Origin of the sequence: Psychrobacter sp. AT9 (assembly GCF_047272965.1) — a bacterium.
GTDB classification, from domain to species: Bacteria; Pseudomonadota; Gammaproteobacteria; order Pseudomonadales; family Moraxellaceae; genus Psychrobacter; species Psychrobacter glaciei.
On the sequence record NZ_JBKOTW010000001.1, the window covers coordinates 2,300,732 to 2,317,566 of the forward strand.

10 protein-coding genes and 1 pseudogene are annotated in these 16,835 nt (G+C 43.2%); 1 reads left to right on the forward strand and 10 read right to left on the reverse strand.

Annotation, left to right across the window (positions count from 1 at the left end):
- Positions 1 to 26: 26 nt before the first annotated feature.
- Positions 27 to 440 (forward strand): annotated as a pseudogene (locus tag ACMFL8_RS09560) (low temperature requirement protein A); the annotation flags it as partial.
- Here the strand turns inward: ACMFL8_RS09560 and ACMFL8_RS09565 are convergent.
- From ACMFL8_RS09565 to tssE, 10 genes are all read right to left on the reverse strand, one after another.
- A complete protein-coding gene (locus ACMFL8_RS09565; protein ID WP_189580907.1) occupies positions 400 to 1,461 on the reverse strand; it encodes a hypothetical protein in 1,062 nt (353 codons plus the stop codon). The pseudogene ACMFL8_RS09560 and the gene ACMFL8_RS09565 sit on opposite strands and share 41 nt — an antisense overlap.
- A 29-nt stretch (positions 1,462 to 1,490) precedes the next feature.
- Positions 1,491 to 2,687, reverse strand: a complete 1,197-nt coding sequence (locus ACMFL8_RS09570; protein WP_189580904.1) for a DUF6708 domain-containing protein — start codon at positions 2,685 to 2,687, stop codon at positions 1,491 to 1,493.
- Positions 2,688 to 5,309, reverse strand: coding sequence for a T6SS effector BTH_I2691 family protein (locus ACMFL8_RS09575; protein ID WP_189580901.1), 2,622 nt, complete (start codon positions 5,307 to 5,309; stop codon positions 2,688 to 2,690).
- 18 nt (positions 5,310 to 5,327) lie between these two features.
- Complete coding sequence (locus tag ACMFL8_RS09580) at positions 5,328 to 6,248, reverse strand: hypothetical protein (protein WP_189580898.1); 921 nt, start codon at positions 6,246 to 6,248, stop codon at positions 5,328 to 5,330.
- Between the two features lie 58 nt (positions 6,249 to 6,306).
- Positions 6,307 to 9,018 carry a type VI secretion system Vgr family protein gene (locus ACMFL8_RS09585; RefSeq protein ID WP_413190804.1) on the reverse strand — a complete coding sequence of 904 codons (2,712 nt, stop codon included), beginning with the start codon at positions 9,016 to 9,018 and terminating at the stop codon, positions 6,307 to 6,309.
- 103 nt (positions 9,019 to 9,121) lie between these two features.
- Entirely contained in the window at positions 9,122 to 10,276 is a 1,155-nt protein-coding gene (gene tssA, locus ACMFL8_RS09590) for a type VI secretion system protein TssA (protein ID WP_413190805.1), read from the reverse strand.
- Positions 10,276 to 13,263, reverse strand: a complete 2,988-nt coding sequence (tssH, locus tag ACMFL8_RS09595) for a type VI secretion system ATPase TssH (RefSeq protein ID WP_413190806.1) — start codon at positions 13,261 to 13,263, stop codon at positions 10,276 to 10,278. Before tssH ends, tssA begins: the two co-directional genes overlap by 1 nt.
- A gap of 153 nt (positions 13,264 to 13,416) precedes the next feature.
- Positions 13,417 to 14,472 carry a type VI secretion system baseplate subunit TssG gene (tssG, locus tag ACMFL8_RS09600; RefSeq protein WP_413190807.1) on the reverse strand — a complete coding sequence of 352 codons (1,056 nt, stop codon included), beginning with the start codon at positions 14,470 to 14,472 and terminating at the stop codon, positions 13,417 to 13,419.
- Entirely contained in the window at positions 14,436 to 16,259 is a 1,824-nt protein-coding gene (gene tssF / locus ACMFL8_RS09605; protein ID WP_413190808.1) for a type VI secretion system baseplate subunit TssF, read from the reverse strand. Before tssF ends, tssG begins: the two co-directional genes overlap by 37 nt.
- A 77-nt stretch (positions 16,260 to 16,336) precedes the next feature.
- The gene (tssE, locus tag ACMFL8_RS09610; RefSeq protein WP_189580852.1) at positions 16,337 to 16,828 is read right to left on the reverse strand and encodes a type VI secretion system baseplate subunit TssE; all 492 of its coding nucleotides are present in this window, start codon (positions 16,826 to 16,828) and stop codon (positions 16,337 to 16,339) included.
- Between the last annotated feature and the right edge of the window lie 7 nt (positions 16,829 to 16,835).

Below are 16,835 nucleotides of genomic sequence, written 5' to 3' on the forward strand. Positions count from 1 at the left end.
TTATATTGTAGAATGCTTGGACGAGCTTTACTTGGTTTGCCTCAGAGTATGATCCTGATGATTGGTATTACCGTCTCTCAGTAATGTTGCAAATGTTTGGCTCATTAATGATTGCCGCCAACATCAATCAGTTTTTTGAGCAAGGACTAACATGGATAGGCGTTACTGGTTACGCGATCATGCGATTGGCTAGCTGTAGTCAGTGGTGGCGTGTGTATCAACAAGTAGAAGGCCACAAGTTTAGGTGTACGGTTTCTTCGGCATGGCTCACATTGCTGAATATGCTGGGCAATACGGGGACGTATGGCGGTGGTGATGCGATCTTATCTATCAGCAAGGTTTCAGTCTCCCTGCTTATATTTATTCTTCAAATTAGGGACTGTAGTAGATCACCACTAACTAGCTATTATAAGCGACCATCGCCCAAGCAAATAGACTGACGTTAATCGCTATCGCTATTATCCATCTGATATTTACTTGCCAGTTTTTACCTCGAAATGCCCTCTCCGCTTCTGGTGTAATTGGTTGAATAGGATATGGGTTATCTTGACCATCCCATGTCAGTAACTTCTTAATGTCAGGATGTAATATGGCTTGTTCAGTACACTGGTAGTTATTGCCTTGTAATAAGTAACCAAGCGCATATATTGAGCTGATTATAAGCATAACGATGCCGCCAGCGCCTGAATGCTGCGTATTGAGAATACCGTATTTGCGAAAGACAATATCACTGCAGGCAAAAAGTGACTTACTGGTGTCTACTGGATAAGCCTCACAGAACTTAGGATTGATTGGTAAATCGGCGGCATCACCTTCCATATAGGTGCGGATAAACGCCCAGTGTACACGTGGGTCAACACTAACATCATGAGGTTTTATATGATGAGTAATCTTTCCTGTATTAGGATCTGCGATATATAGATTTAGCGGCGTATAAGCAGTATTTTGTTTGATGGTATGAATTTCAGGAATAAGGTCTTTATAATCTACTATCTTTAATTCAAAAGGTTTAAAAAACTGTAATGAGGGACGATAGTAATACACTAACTTCTGCTCTTTTTTTAGAAAGTAGTATTGAATGCGGTACGGATGCTTTCTGATAAATTGATAGAAGAGTAAGAAAAGAGGAGTACCAAACACAAGTAGCCAGAAAAAAGTAAGTATTATATCAAATAAGTCAAAATTACCATTTATAAATACAACTTCTCCAATATCTTGCAAAAAATAGTTACCTAGCCAAAATGTAGAAAAATAAACCCAGCCTATGCAGAAATACCAATACCAAAAGTAGCTAGGTAAGAAAGTCATATAATCAGGATTAATGTTGGCAATCTCTTTGTTAAGATGCTCAATGTCTTCTCCTTCTTCTAATAAACCTTTATTTATCTCGCTACTATAAGGGCTTTCAAGAACTTCTTGTAGCTCATTAATATGTTTAGAAAAATCATCGCGTAGTTGCATTCAAAGCCTTCTTGTTTTCATCTAAGCAATCACACTAAATGAAACCAATACAGCAGCTTATAGGCCAACCCTGTGTCATATCCCTTGATTGCCCCTATCATGTCAATAAAAAATGCAAAAACAAATAACATGATGATACCGAATAAAATAAGCGCGAGACTAAAGACTAGCTTTTTCCAAATGGGTTGATTGGCATCTTCAATATTGCCTTCGGGCAAGTTTTTGTTTAAGTCATACGGATCGTTAGGATCTATCTGACATTCAGCTTCAATCTCAGGACTAAACTTGGGGGTGATGCTTGTGTTAATAGATAATAAACGTCCCATGTAACGTAGCCAAGCAAAAGGCATTAGTAGATATTCTGCTAATACCAGTCTAAATGTACCTGGATTCTCTTGATTAACATGACTAGCGTGATAGCCTAGCTTGACTCTTTGCAAAGACACTAGTGGAGTTTCTCTCTTTTCATGTACAGGATGAACATAGCGAACAGCGCTTTTAACTTCTTTAAATTGCTTAGCGTTGCCTTCCATATATCTACGAACAAACTCGAAATGTCCTAGCAATGTACCTTCATCATGCCTATCTGCTCCTAAACTATTAACAAACGGTAAGCTAAACATCCCCGTAATAGTGACGCCATCATCAGCTAAAGTAATACCACGCACATCACCACCGTCTTTGTAGGTAGTGGCCATATAGAATTTCAGGTCATCCCAATCAAAAACCTGTACTTGTCGATTGGCTTGGCGAACATAAACCTTGCGTGTTTTTCGATTAAAACGAATGGGAAGATAGGTATAGCTGAATAGCTCCGTTGAGAGTAAAGCCAGTAAATAAATAAAAGCAACTATAAAGGCTAACGTTATGGTACTGGCTAATATTCCTAATAGAAAAGAGCCTGTTAAGAACTCGTCATACAATATAACAAAACCTAAGTAAATGACACCTGATATTAGTCCTAAAAAAAATAAACTGCCAAACGTGACATCACCTCGTATTCTATCCTGACGGCCTACTAGCTCCATATAAGTTGAATTAAACTGTACGACGGTGCGCTGCGGATAAAGCGGTACGTCATAATTTTGTGTTTTATCCAACCATTTAAAGTCCTTAATTTCTTGAACTTGTCCGCCTAAACCCACACCGAAATTACCACCGAATTTTTGATTAATTTCTTTATAATTAAGTTTTGCAAAGGGGTTTCTTCCATTAATATCTATCATTTAATTGTCCTGTAGATCGATATCGTCACCTACCACAGCACGATCAAACTGCTCTAATGTATGCTCAAGTGACCAACCAGCGCTCTCGACTCCCCAAATACCAAGATTAAGCCAATTCTCCATTCCTGACTTTTTCCAATAGCCGATGAATAGAGTGACACCAATAAAACCAATAAGTAAGACTACACCAATACCTGTTGCTGTTGCTCCTAAACTTAATGTTAGAAGTACTGTTGAGCCAGCTCCAGTAGCTGCTGAACCATAATAAGCCCACATCATAGTTTCGTTATCATTTTCTTTAGCATCAAGAGCTGATTTTATATCAAAGCCAGCAAATATTGCCGCACCGCCAAGACTCAAACCTCTTGCAACCACTGACAAAGATTTTGCTGATCGCTCGGCCGTTAATACTTTTTCATTTGATACTAAATTACCTGCTCCACGTTGAAGTTTTAGTTCACTTGCCATTAGTTGACTGGCATTACCACGAAGCTCCAAACTACCAGCTAGCAGTATCATCAATCCTGCGACTGCTTTACTGCCTTCTACTAGTCTGTCTTCTTGAGTTTTTGCTTGAAAAAATGCACCTACTAAAAAGACACAAGCCACTGTTTGTAGCATAGCCCCAAAATAATGGGCTCGGACAGCTTGGTCTACTCTTCGATTGGTAATATCTTCAAAACGTTTGTAATTTTTGTAACTTTGGTCGTACAACTCAGGCTCAGTGTAGACTGATTGGCCTATAGTTTGTCTCAATGTATTTTTGTCAGGATATGCTTTATTGCTACTCTCGTAGACGTTCATTCCTGCTCTAAGTTGATTTTTATCTATATAGTAGATAAAACTTTGGCTAATGGTTTTGTTGAGTCTAGCAGCCTCTCCTGAAGTTTTAAGTGCTTGATCGATACTTTCACGTATTCTAGTAGGCAGATTACCACTACCTGCGATGTGCATAACGCCATTTATCAACGCTTTTCTAGCATCAGCGTAGCTGCCTTGCCCTCTAACTACGATTAAGGCTTTTTCGTGGTGATATCCAAATAAATACTCCTTAGTAGATATCATTAGTCCAGACAAAGCCTGACCTGTACGATAGTCTTTCATAAAGGGAACTGCAAGCTGCTCTGCTAGGCTAACAGTTGCGCCTACTTGTCCGGCGACAGCATCGTACCTACCAAATACCGCAGCCGAGCCAGTATATAGCAACCCTGACCATGAATTGGTCATAATCTCTGTCGTACTAACCCCTGCCGTAAGAGATGGCATTCCATCAATATAATTGACGACTTGATCTTGGTTAAAGGCCAAGGCACGTGCTAGGTAGTTATCTTCGTCACTGGATTTTTTTTCTGTTAAGTGTAAATCATATAAGTCAGCTAATGCAGGTATGGTAGCAGTCGAGCCTAAAAACTGCTGAACAGTAAGTGTGTAATAAACACAACTTCCCTCATCATTTTTATCAAAACAGTGAGTCATCATTGTTTTTAATTCTTCGCCTTCGAACACATCTTTATAAGCAGCAGCTAACATCTCTAACAAGGTATTAAGCTCATTTTGACGCTGTTCAGACCTTACTTCAAAATCAGACAGCCATCCGTTCATTTCACTTTCACGAATTAGCTCGCTATAACTCGACCATGCTGACTGTCGTTGCTGCTCCAAAAACCTTGAGGCACCTTCTCGTTGTCTTTGCGCTTCTGCTTGCTGCTCTGCTTCACTCGGGCCATCTCCTTCCCATCTTGGTATCGGCCGTAAATAATTGTTATGCTCATTAACTTTGCCTATATGGCGTTGTGCATGAGCTTTTGCTCTTTCATCAACATTATTTTTTAAAGTGTTGATGAGAGTCGCTACTGTATGACGATAAACTTCATCTTCAGTAGGTCGAGAAGCAAGCTTTGCTTGTATCATAAACTCGTTTAAATCAATTAATTTACCAACAGGATCATTAAATTTAACCGAAATAGCTGTACCACTTACTTTAACCTTACTTAGCTTATCAAGATAATTAAGTGTTTCCTTTGACTTATCTGGATTATAAGGTCTTTTACTAAGTGGATTTATAAGACCATAATATTCGTTAGGAAAAAACTGCCGAGTTGCTTCATTGGCGTCATTTTCATTATTCCACACATTGTAATATTTAGAACTTTGTAATTTAGCGCCTGAGTGATTTTTACTACTTGATGGCTTAGCAGTTACTGGAACTTCAATCATATTATTAGTTTTAGCATCATCGACATTTTTTTGATGTCTTTTGATGACTTCCTTATTCCATTTAACAGGACTATAGGCTAACCATAAGGTATCTATATCCTTTTGCGAATTTGGTATTCGAATAAAGCTTGATAAAGCTATACAATCATCACCTTTGTGACAAGCGTAGTCTACAGTTGGCAACTCAGGTGTGCTCGCTATATTGTGTACATTGAATTGTTTCAAATAACGCCCTTGAGTGATTACATACCCGTACCACTCTCCTTTATTATCAATGATATAAATATAACCTTCATTGACCAATCTACTGACTATTTCCAAATTATTTTCCAAATATATATATCCTGAACGCATAGGAAATATTGCAATCCCTTCAGTCAAACATTGCTCACATCTCTCTGCCATGACCTTGTTCCTTATCTTTTAATTATCTAATGTCACTAAACCTGATTGCTCATAGCATTCATACAGCCATCGGTTCATCATCGTCATACGATCAACAGGATTGGTCAGATGTGTTGCGGCTGTCAGTTGAGCATTCGCTTTGTCCAACCAGCTCAGCAGTGTACCGTAGTGATTAAGTATCAAATTGCTACTCTCAATACCTTTTTTAGCGAAGAAACGATTAAGCATGCTGATATTATCCAACTGGGTTTGGCTCAATGGACAGTAGCTTGACAGACGTTGTACTGATCTGACTTGCTGAGGCTCATAATAATGAAGGTTGTTTAAACTGTGCCAGTGGTCATCTAATGGCAACCAAAGCCGCTTAGGGTAGCCATAGCGATTGGTAATGTAGGCGTGCTGTGCTAGTGGTAGTAGATGAATCAATACTTGTGGATCTAAATAGCGAAGAAGTTTTTTTTGACCACTTTTTTGGATGATTTGATTCAATCCTAGTAAACGAGCGATTTGCTTAGCATCTGGTTTGGAGGCTTCTACATCAGTTGTATTAACTATTGGCTGCTGCCATTCAGGCTCGTCTGGTAGATACTCTTTTGCACTGATTCTTATTTTATATGCCCTTATATTAGGGGCAGTATAATCTAGTAATGTGAGTATGCCATGATGACGAGATAGCAGCTCACACTGCTGCAAATGCATCTCTAGGATATTACTGATGTCTGAGCTTAGCGTGACCATGACTGGACTATCGATCATATGGTAGCTAAGCAACTCTTGCTGTAATGAATGTATAGCGTCAGGGAAGGCAGAATTAATCTCGCCGATCAGCTCTGTCTGGCTATGATGAACAATCATGACATCAAAGGTACTGAGCACCCTAGCGTCAAGCGTTTGCGTCTGTAAGCTTACGCTTAATGATTTTTCTGGTTGGATATTCATTATGCTGTCATGCTTTTATATCTGCGTGTGAGATTGATTTGAGTAAAAGTCATTTTTATTATAAGTCGGTACTAGCAGCATGATTGTCCTCAGCCTGCTCTGACAACTTCTCACAAGCTTCAAACTGCATTTGCTTCATCATTAGGTTTTTAGCCTCACCACCCCCGCTACCCCAATCCACCTTACTCGCCTTGTAGCCCACTTGAGCAGGCGTGATAAACGTCACATTACCACCTGATATTTCAATGCCACTGCCTGCAGCTTTTAGAGTCAGCGTATCAGGCGCGATGATCTCAACACTGTCACGGCTATGGATGCGCAGGACTTGCTCACTATCAAGTCGCATCTTGCTTTGATGCGCTTGTATGGTCACATCGCCATGAGCGGCAGTATGGGTTTGCGCTTTATTGCTGTAGTAATGAATATCGCCTGCCACCAACTGGTTCATCTGCGTTTGGCTGTGATGATGGGTGCTGTCAGTTGCGTGGCTATGCGTGCTTTGGGTACTGGTATGCTGACTGTGTTGTCCACTGAGCAGTGCCAAATGACGCTGGGAATCAATGAGCAAGTTGGCTTGTTGCCATTGACCCGCATTATCTAGCGCGCTGTCATTGGTATCTTTGCTAAATTGGGAAAATGGGGTTTGCGCATCTTCTTTACTGTTGCTTTGCTTGTTATTACTACTATCCTCTAGTCCCACTGGTTGATGGGTGTCAGCCAGCTGCGCGTAGGCTTGCTGATGTTGGTCAGCGGTTTGTAGCTTACCGTGACTATCATGACTCATATGAGGGTTTGACTGACTTCCTGACGCTTGGCTACTGATATGAATGCCAGTGCTGCCTTGCACGTTGGCAGCGGCTTGGGTCTCTAAACTGATGCCTTGCCCACGTGCTTGACCACGGGTATGGTCGCTATGCTGATACAGATGACCAATGGTTAGACTGCTTTGATAGCTACTGCTATAGACGTTAATCTGCGGACTGTCAGGATGGGCGTCAAACATGAGTTGGTTATAGCCGTTAATAAGGCTGTCTTTGGTGGCCTCGCCTGTTCGGCTGCTATCGATACTTTGGGTCTTGATACCATCAATAGGATGAGCATGGCTTTGATTGATGAACCAAGCGGGACTGGTGGCGTCAAGGCTACCTGAGTCACTGACGATGCTATTATGCTGAGCATCAATATTGCCTTGCCCGTTATGGGTACTGCCAATGATGATGGGATGGGTGATGTCACCACCGATGAAGTCGATAAGGACATGCTGTCCATGACGCAGAGGATGAGTCTGTCCCATGTGGTCGGCAACGAGGTGACTAGCAATGGGTATCCAGTGCGCGCTATCGTCTCCTTCGCTTTGCCAGTGATATCTGATATGCGCACGGTGGTTACGATCATGGGTGATGGCGCTGCTATCTGTATCAATAATACTCGCACTCATGAGACCTGTCAGACTGGGATGTGGTTGTCCAAGTGTAGCAAACTGCTCCCCATAGGGAATGTGGTGATGATGTGGGAACGGTAGGTAGCAGGCGTTGATGTGATGGACGTTGTCGTCATCACTGTCATTGGCATGATTCGTATTGGGCTGTAAGGTAATAGGATCAAAAGCGATTGCGCCCAGCCAGTCTGCTGGAATATGATTGTTAATGTGCTGATGAATAGAGACGAGACTGATCGGATCGGTCAGATAAGGGTTGCCATCGATATAGTGGCTACTTGGCAAATTCAGATGACGGATGTTGCCGGTTAGGCTGCCTAGATTGGCCAGCTGCTCAGCGTTCTGCTGATAGCGGGTGGCAAGTGCGGTGAGTCCATCATCGTTTAAATAACTATGACTGTGCAAAAAGCGATGATGCGTGCTGCTTGATGAGTCGATAGGTTGCTCGCTACTGTGACTGCCGGTATAGGTACTCATCAAGCGACTGTCATAACGATGTAGGTCGCTTTGCTGAGTATGCTGGGCAATACGGGGACGAATGGCGGTGATGCGATCTTGTCTATCAGCGAGATTGGCAGGGTTTTGACTTAAGATGCTTTGAATGTCATTTGTGTCTGGACGTAAGATTTCGCCATCACTAGGTAGTAAGACTAGAGTGTGCTTGTCGCTCTCATGACGATGATATCCTGTGATGCCGTAAAGTGCTAATTGTTGAATAAGGTAGGATAAATCGGTTTGGTTGTATTGGACGCTATGCTGAATATGATAGCTGCTGTCATCACTGAGACGCTCGTCAATCTCAACGTCTATATCATATGGGCTAATAATATCTTTGATAAGCTCGCTTAAACTTAGATGATGATGACGGCGGTTATGACTGTTTAGGCGTAATTGGCTTACCGTAGGTTCGCAAATAATACGGTAGGCGGCCATACCACTGTTGCTGCCGAGGGCAACGGCTTCGGTGATGATACCGTGACGGGTTTGGCTGGGTAGTAGCGTGTCGCCCGTATGCCAATGTATCGAGAGACTTTGCCCTAGCCATTGCTTTATATCTAGTCCTGCTCGTGGATGCAATAGTGTAATACTGATACGGTAGCCGCAATAGAGTGCCAGCTGACGTTGCTGATAGGACTGCGCGCGTTGGTCGTGATGGTAGGGGCTTGGGTAGGCATCAGGTGATGGCATAAGCGCGGGCTTACGCCAAACGCTGTCAGGTAATGGCATACCTAACAAGCTCTCAACCAAGTCAGCCTGTTGAATAATACTGGTGGCAATATCAGGATGGGCACTGCTAAGTTGCACATGCCGCTTTGTTTGAGTCCATACCATGACAAGCCCTTCTCTATCTAAAGGTTTAGCGATCAAAATTACCAAGTAAAAAATAATGCAAGCATTGCAATTTAACCAACAGTTTTATCAATCCAACTTTAATTTAATGATCATCGTCAGAGGAATCACGTTTGGGCTGAATACCAATCATGTCAGACAGCATTGATAATTGATCTTCGTTTTTGATGATGTGAGTGAGCCATTGATCCAGCGGCATATCGGCCCAATCAATCGCCCGACCGAGTAAAAAAGTCACTGGGCTGTGCGGCTCATTGGTTGCAAAATACTCTTGGATTTGAGCCAGCAATTTAAGCGCTTGCCGACGATTGCTTTGATGATCGCGGTTACTAGGATTAAAACTGGTTGAGCTAATATTATTTGTACTGGCTGATTGTCCACTACTATCCGACATCATAGGTTCATTAGTATCAATCAGGTCGACATTATCGGCTTGGCTCTCTTGACCCATACTATGAGCAGTATCAGAATATTCTGGTATCAATGGACGCAAATGCTGCGTCAGTGCAATCAATAAATCCGTCACTGGTGCGAAGACTGGTGCATCCATACCCATCAGATCATTGAGCTGATCGGTCAGTGTCTGCCACTGCTCAGTGACTTTATTAAGATTGCTCATCAGTGCTTGTTGCCAAGTCTCACTACTGGTCTTGATGGCGTGGTTATAATCACTCAGTGTCAATTGGTTAGACGTTTCGCTATCGGGGTTTTGCTGACGCTGCTTATCATGATCACGTGCGGTTAGATAGTAATTGTAGTTGTAGCTCTCGGCCTTTGTATCAGCCAGCGATAGTTGCTTGATATCATCGGATAGTGCCTTGACGAACCACGACAGCAGCCCTGCTCTGATATCCATGCTGTCTTCTTCACCATCTAATGGTGGATACATGGTGAGCCAATATTCGTCATTAAATGCTTGCAGTACGCTCAGCCCATGACTGATACCTGCTAAATGATTGGTGTGACTCAGTGCATCGACGTACCACAGTGCCAGCTTCATGTCTTTACTGGTATCGCTGAGCAACTCAGCACATTGGTTTTTGACAAAGTCCCAGTCGGCGACTTTTAGCTCAGTGACCCAGTTGCCTTGTGCCAGCAGTGGGTCATCCTCTTGACGAGCCGCAACGATGGCATCGATACGGGGATCAAAAATGAGATCTTCACCCACCCCATGATGGCTGCCATCGATAGGCGCGATAAGGGTGTCAATATCGGTTAGTAAGGAATTACCCATATTCATTATAATAAATCCTTCTTAACAGATTTTTTACTGATGGTTTTTTTCACTGATGGCTTTTTTACGGCAGCCTCTTTAGTAGCAGGCTCTTTTTTAGTAGAAGATTTTTTGGTAGCTGGCTTCTTAGCTGCAACTTGTTTGCTAGGCGCTTTACTTACTTCACCTTCAACCTCACTATACTGCGCCATGTGATTGAGCGCTACGACAGCATCAGTATCCAGACGATACGCAAAATTATCTTCATCATCGACGAATACAGTAATTTTCTTTAGCACACTCTGACTGTCATCATGAGCCAGTAGCTGACCTGCCAGCTGCGGTAGCAAGGTATGACTGATGATGGCATCGGCATTACGTGCACCAGAGTCGACCTCATGACAACGCGATAAAATGAGCTCAATGACTTCATCGTCAATAACACAAGGCACATCATAATTGTCACGGATGCGGCCAGTAATTTTGTCCAGTTTCAGGCGGATAATTTCTGCAAGCGCGTCATCCGTCAATGGATAGTAAGGAATGACCGTTAGACGACCCAAAAAGGCAGGCTTGAAGGCTTTGTATAAATGCGGATTAATCACCTGTTTTAGGTTGTCACTATCGGGCAAGCTAAAGTCAGTAACGGCTGGATCAGTATTGATGCACGCTTGCATAATCTGCGATGAACCAACATTACTGGTCAATAAAATAAGCGTGTTTTTGAAATCGATCAAACGCCCTTCGCTGTCTTCCATTACCCCTTTGTCAAAGACCTGATAAAACAAATCCAACACATCTGGATGTGCTTTTTCGACTTCATCGAGTAGGAGCACACTATAGGGACGACGGCGGATGGCCTCCGTTAGCACACCACCTTCACCATAGCCCACATAACCTGGAGGCGAGCCTTTTAAGGAGGCAACGCTATGCGCTTCCTGATACTCTGACAAGTTAATGGTAATAAGATTACGCTCACCACCATACAATACCTCTGATAGCGCCAATGCGGTTTCTGTCTTGCCCACACCGCTTGGCCCGACTAGCATAAATACGCCTTGCGGGCGGTTGGGGTCATCTAAGAGCGCTTTTGCAGTATGAATCCGCTTCACGATAGCCGCCACAGAGTGGTCTTGCCCAATGACACGTGCTTGCAAGGTATCAGCCAAATTCAAAATATGGTCTTTTTCATTGCCTGCCATGTCGTTGAGTGGAATCCCTGTCCAATCTGAGATAATCTGCTTAATCACTTGTCTATCCAATACAGGATGGATAAGGCGATGCGTCTCTTGTACTTGTTTTAGCGACTGCTCAATACTTTGATACTCAGCTTGTTTGTCTAAGCGCTCTTTTGCACTAAGCGTATTTGTATTAGAGGCATTACCAGCCTTACCATTCAACTGCTGATTGAGTGCATCAAGCTGATCATTAAGCTGACGTTGCTCCTGCCAGCGAGCTGTCATGTCAATAATGCTTTGTTGATTCGACTGACGCTGTTCATCGAGTACCGCTATTTTTTGGCTGACTTTCTCTTTTTCATCCACACCGCCGATACGCTCAAGCTGTTGACTGAGATTGTTGATATGCTGCTCTAATTGCACGCCTTTGGCTTGTAGCCTATCCAGCTGATTGGGCATGGCAGTTTTTGATAAACTCACCCGTGCCGCTGCCGTATCTAATACGCTGACCGCTTTATCAGGTAGTTGTCGATCACTGATATAACGTGCGGATAATTCAACCGCCGCTTGTAGCGCATCATCGTCTATTAAAATACCGAAATGCGCCTGCATCTTGGCACTCAACCCACGAATCATCGCCACTGCCGTTTCAATATCAGGCTCATCGACTTTGACCACTTGGAAGCGGCGCGATAATGCCGCGTCTTTTTCAAAGTATTTCTTGTACTCTGACCACGTCGTCGCAGCAATGGTTCTCAGCTCACCACGAGCCAGCGCCGGTTTCAGTAAATTCGCTGCATCGTTTTGACCTGCCTGCCCACCAGCACCGATAAGGGTATGTGCCTCATCAATGAACAAAATAATCGGCTGTAGCGAGGCTTGTACTTCTTCGATGACTTGCTTGAGACGATTCTCAAACTCACCTTTGACGCTCGCCCCTGCTTGTAGTAAGCCCATGTCGAGACTCCGTATCGTCACGTCTTTTAGCTGATCTGGCACTTGACCGGCAACTATCTTTTGCGCCAAGCCTTCTACCACCGCTGTTTTACCCACACCTGCCTCACCCGTTAAGATAGGATTGTTTTGACGACGACGAATCAAAATATCGATCAGCTGATGAATTTCAAACTCACGGCCGATAACTGGATCTATTTGCTCGGCACTGGCCTTTGCGGTCAAATCGTAAGTATATTTATCCAACGCAGGGGTTGGCTTAGTTTCAGTTTGCTTAGCGTCTAAAGATTCTTGATTGTTAATGTCATTGTCTTCACTATCAGCACCACCATCAGCCCCCTTATTGACGCCTTTATTATTGGTACTTTTATTACTGCTTGATCCACTACCCTCGGTACTACCAAGACACTGACGCTCATAGTCATCTTTTAAGGTAAAACGATCAATATACTGTAGCTGTTCGGGAAGGGTTTTGAGTAACGACTGATAACGCTCATACGCCAACAGCACGAGCAATATGTACCCAGAGCGGATTTCTAGTGAGCTATTATTATCAGCACTCTGACCATGTTGGCTACTGGCTAGCTCCCATGCATCCTCTAACAACGCCATCAACCCTTGACTAAACACAGGGGTAGAGCCTGTTGCTTGACCAAAGGTATTCAGCAAATCAGTCATGTCTGCTAAAAGCGATGGCTGAGCAATCTTATTGAACTTAAGTATCTGAGCCACATCATTGTGCGGCGTGGCAATCAGTTCATGTAGCAGGTGAACAGTATCAACTTCGCGATGCCCGTTATTGATACAAAGCCTAGCTGCCTGCTGCAAACACTGTCGACAGCTTGGGCTTAAGCGGGTAATTACAGCTTTTAACTGGCTCATAAATCTTTTCCTTTGGCATATTCAATAGACTTAACATTATTTTTATAAAACCGGTGTATGGCTCTTAGTAATAGATAAAACCTATCTATATATAAAACTCAGTATTTCTCATAAATGAGCAAGCAACTTATCTATCTATTAACCATAAAACATTTACTGAATAGGCAGCGCATAGCGGGTATCATCATAGTGCTCGGTTGCAGGCTGAGATACCAAAAACCCACCCTGCCCTAAGCCGCCAAATCCATCCTCAGATAACGACAAAGGGGTAATATATTGCTTGTCTAGCTCCAGCTGCATTTCGACCGCTAAGCAGACACCGCACCATTTACGGATAAAATCGATAATGACGCGATACATATCCCCTGCAGGCAACAGTCTCAAATAACGCTTGGCATCCAACTGATGAAATACGATTCTAATTTTGCTATCAAACTGTACAGCCCGCGCGCCGCAAAATGTAGATATCCCAAGTGCCGCATGCTGACCACCAAGTGCGGTCTGCTCGCTAGCGGGCAGATCAAACCACTCAGGCACGAACTGCTGAACGCTGACCGTGCTATCCAAGAAGTGCGACAGTACATGTGCTAACTGATCAGCGGTCAGACGTCCGGGGGCAATCATGCCAGCATAAGCAATCAAGCTATCGATTGCCGTTAGCTTTTTCGGCTGCCGTGCCAGCGCTCGCAAGCTCAGTAGATAGTTGTCTTTTTTATTATTTATCTCGTACTGTAATGGCAAGTTATAAAACCAGCTCGCTTGTACGTACAAATCCGTCAAACGATGGTTAAATAAATCTAAAAAAGCGGGGGCTGCTTTGTCTTTTGCATGATTGACTCGCGATGCCAAATGATCGGTATACATCGCTGGCAAAGCTGATAATGGTCCTGTCAGTCCGATAACTGCTGGACAAACCTCTATCTGTCTGGCCATTAACGAACTGACATTTAATGAATTGTCCTTTATTTGGCCATCCTTTACTGAACGGCCACTGTCTTCCATATTGTCTTGAGCAATGAGCGCCATCGACTCAATTTCAGCTTGCGGATACGCCAATGACAACGAGGCACGGTAGCGCACCTCGATAGGGGCATGCCCCATACCGACTTCATGCTGAACCAAACGCAGTGCTTGCAATAGCTCATAGGATTGCGGTGCCGCCAGTAAATCCGTTAAATAAGAGGACTGAGACCGCTGCGTGGCTGACATCTGTATATCTCCTCTTTGGTAACGGCATCACTGATGGCAACCTCAACGAAGCTGTTTAAGCTGGCGTGATAGCCAAAAACATGAGCCAATAAATGGGCAAACTGGCGGATACTCACTCCAGAAAAATTCTTTTGGTTAATCTGAATATCAATGACCGTACCGCGTACAAATCCAGGTTGCGGCAAGCGCTGAATCCGCTGAGCTTTGATACTGGTGGTGACAGAGACGATGCCTTCTACCAGCAGTTTATTAGAGGCAGATTGAGTAATATCATAGAGCGACAGATACTCTTTCATCAGCTCAGCATCTTGGGCAGCAAGTGATAAAAAATTCAAACTGATCAGCGATATTAGTCGCCAACGCTCCTCACCAGTGTATTCAAACCGCGCCGTTCTGGTAGGCTGCTTTAATAATGACAGGCTACTAAAGCCCGTCATCCCTTCACTAAACAAATCACCTCGGCTTTGACCGAACACCACTTGCGCGGGCAAGTCTCTATTGGTGCATAGCAAAGCAGCACTTATGCTCACCGCACCTGACACATCCTCACGCTGCTTTTCTACAAACATAATCTGATATTCAAAGCCCTGCTTAAATTCAGCCATATCCTTATCGCGTTTGATATGATAATAACGACCGTCATCTTGCTGCTCATAGTGATTGAGCGCATAAAATGGATGATACTCACGTTGTATCAAACGATTATTACTTTGCTTGGACTCTATGACTTTATTGACCTCATAAATCTCATGTTGAAACAGCGCACGAGTATCGGGCACCAAATCATAATAGATAGAGCGATGAGTGACTTGAATGGGCTTGGCGGCTGCCTTGAATAGATTGACCACGGGCGTACAAAACAGCTTAATACTGCTGGCACTCAGTTGCTGCAAGTTTTTTAAATGGATGGTGTTTTTTTTATCAAACTTAAAATAACAGCGAATCTCAAAACCAGTGCTATCAATTTTTAAATTGGGACAAACACGGCCAAGATTGAGGCGTAAGAAATTGAATTTTTCAGGGAAATAAAAATACTCTTTTAATAAAGCAGAGGCGGCATTACTCACACGGTGACTAGGGAGCACTTGCTGTTCAGGGTTAAAGCCTATAATCTCAAACGGACTACCCGTTATCTTGTTGACCTGCCTACCATGAAGATGCGTTTGCTTGACATCACACCATAATAAATCCCAGAGACTGGTGCCTTGACTGGCATCCTCATCTATATATAAATCTAGCGGATGATTTAACAAAGCCTGATAGTCGAAGCTTGGATTAAGACCTTTGAATTTAATGCTAATGCAGCCGTTAAGCAGTCCATGCTGATTATCGTATACTTCTTGGCGTGTCTCAAAATCGACGCTATCTATCTGTAACGGTAGCAACGTCACGTCTTGGGTTGACTGAAACTGGCAAGGCGTGCCGTTGATTTTTTGACTAGCAAACATACTTTTTTTAGGTACTAAAACAGGCTCACTCATCGCATTGCCCTGCACGCCTAGGTTGAACTGTGCAATAGAGACTGATGGAAAAGGCTTAAGATAATCGGGATAAACGACTTCAAGTAAAGACTCGGTAAAGTCTGCATATGAATCATCTAGCTTTTTATTGATGCGCGCACTAATCAGTGAAAAAGCCTGTATCAATCGCTCAATATGCGGATCATCTACCGTATCGTGACCCATCAATAACCGATTGGCAATTTTGGGATACTTTTTGGCAAATTCTTTTGATTGCTTATTAAATAAACTAAGCTCATGCTCAAAATAAGGAAGTAGACTGTCCATGATGCCTCAATATAGTGATCGCCGTTAGCTGTAAAGATTGAGCGGTAGCACTGGTTATTTCATTAAATTAATAATGACTATTTTATTAAATAACGCTGAGAGCTTGGCTCAAAGAACGCATCGAAACTGACCAACTCTTGGGCAGGATAAACTTTCAGTAACGCTTCAATTGAAAAACACAGCTGATTGACATCTACTGCGCCAATATCTAGCGATACTCTGACATTCTGCAGACGACTGTCTTGCTGCTCGACTGTCTGCGCGATTTGTCGGCAGATATAATCACAGTCTGCAGGATTGGCACTACTCAGTCCCACAAAGTCCAATATGCCAAAGTTTAGTATCGATGAGCGTACATGTTGATAGGCTTGCAGCTTACTCGACACCACACAGCGAGTATTTAATAACGCTTCTAGGTCTTGGGCTACTGAAGACTTTAACTCATCAATATTAAGCCTGCGAACCACGAGTTCATGCGCTAAATGACGAGGCTGGTCATCGAATAGTTGCTCAAATAAATTTGGGCGAAACCCAACTTTATGATTAGAGGCGTTAGCGGCGTAATTCATGGATACA

Excerpts from the sequence above, each read along its gene's own strand:
- ACMFL8_RS09565 (WP_189580907.1), bottom strand. The coding sequence starts at position 1,461 with ATGCAACTACGCGATGATTTTTCTAAACATATTAATGAGCTACAAGAA.
- ACMFL8_RS09570 (WP_189580904.1), bottom strand. The coding sequence starts at position 2,687 with ATGATAGATATTAATGGAAGAAACCCCTTTGCAAAACTTAATTATAAA.
- ACMFL8_RS09575 (WP_189580901.1), bottom strand. The coding sequence starts at position 5,309 with ATGGCAGAGAGATGTGAGCAATGTTTGACTGAAGGGATTGCAATATTT.
- ACMFL8_RS09580 (WP_189580898.1), bottom strand. The coding sequence starts at position 6,248 with ATGAATATCCAACCAGAAAAATCATTAAGCGTAAGCTTACAGACGCAA.
- ACMFL8_RS09585 (WP_413190804.1), bottom strand. The coding sequence starts at position 9,018 with ATGGTATGGACTCAAACAAAGCGGCATGTGCAACTTAGCAGTGCCCAT.
- tssA (WP_413190805.1), bottom strand. The coding sequence starts at position 10,276 with ATGAATATGGGTAATTCCTTACTAACCGATATTGACACCCTTATCGCG.
- tssH (WP_413190806.1), bottom strand. The coding sequence starts at position 13,263 with ATGAGCCAGTTAAAAGCTGTAATTACCCGCTTAAGCCCAAGCTGTCGA.
- tssG (WP_413190807.1), bottom strand. The coding sequence starts at position 14,472 with ATGTCAGCCACGCAGCGGTCTCAGTCCTCTTATTTAACGGATTTACTG.
- tssF (WP_413190808.1), bottom strand. The coding sequence starts at position 16,259 with ATGGACAGTCTACTTCCTTATTTTGAGCATGAGCTTAGTTTATTTAAT.
- tssE (WP_189580852.1), bottom strand. The coding sequence starts at position 16,828 with ATGAATTACGCCGCTAACGCCTCTAATCATAAAGTTGGGTTTCGCCCA.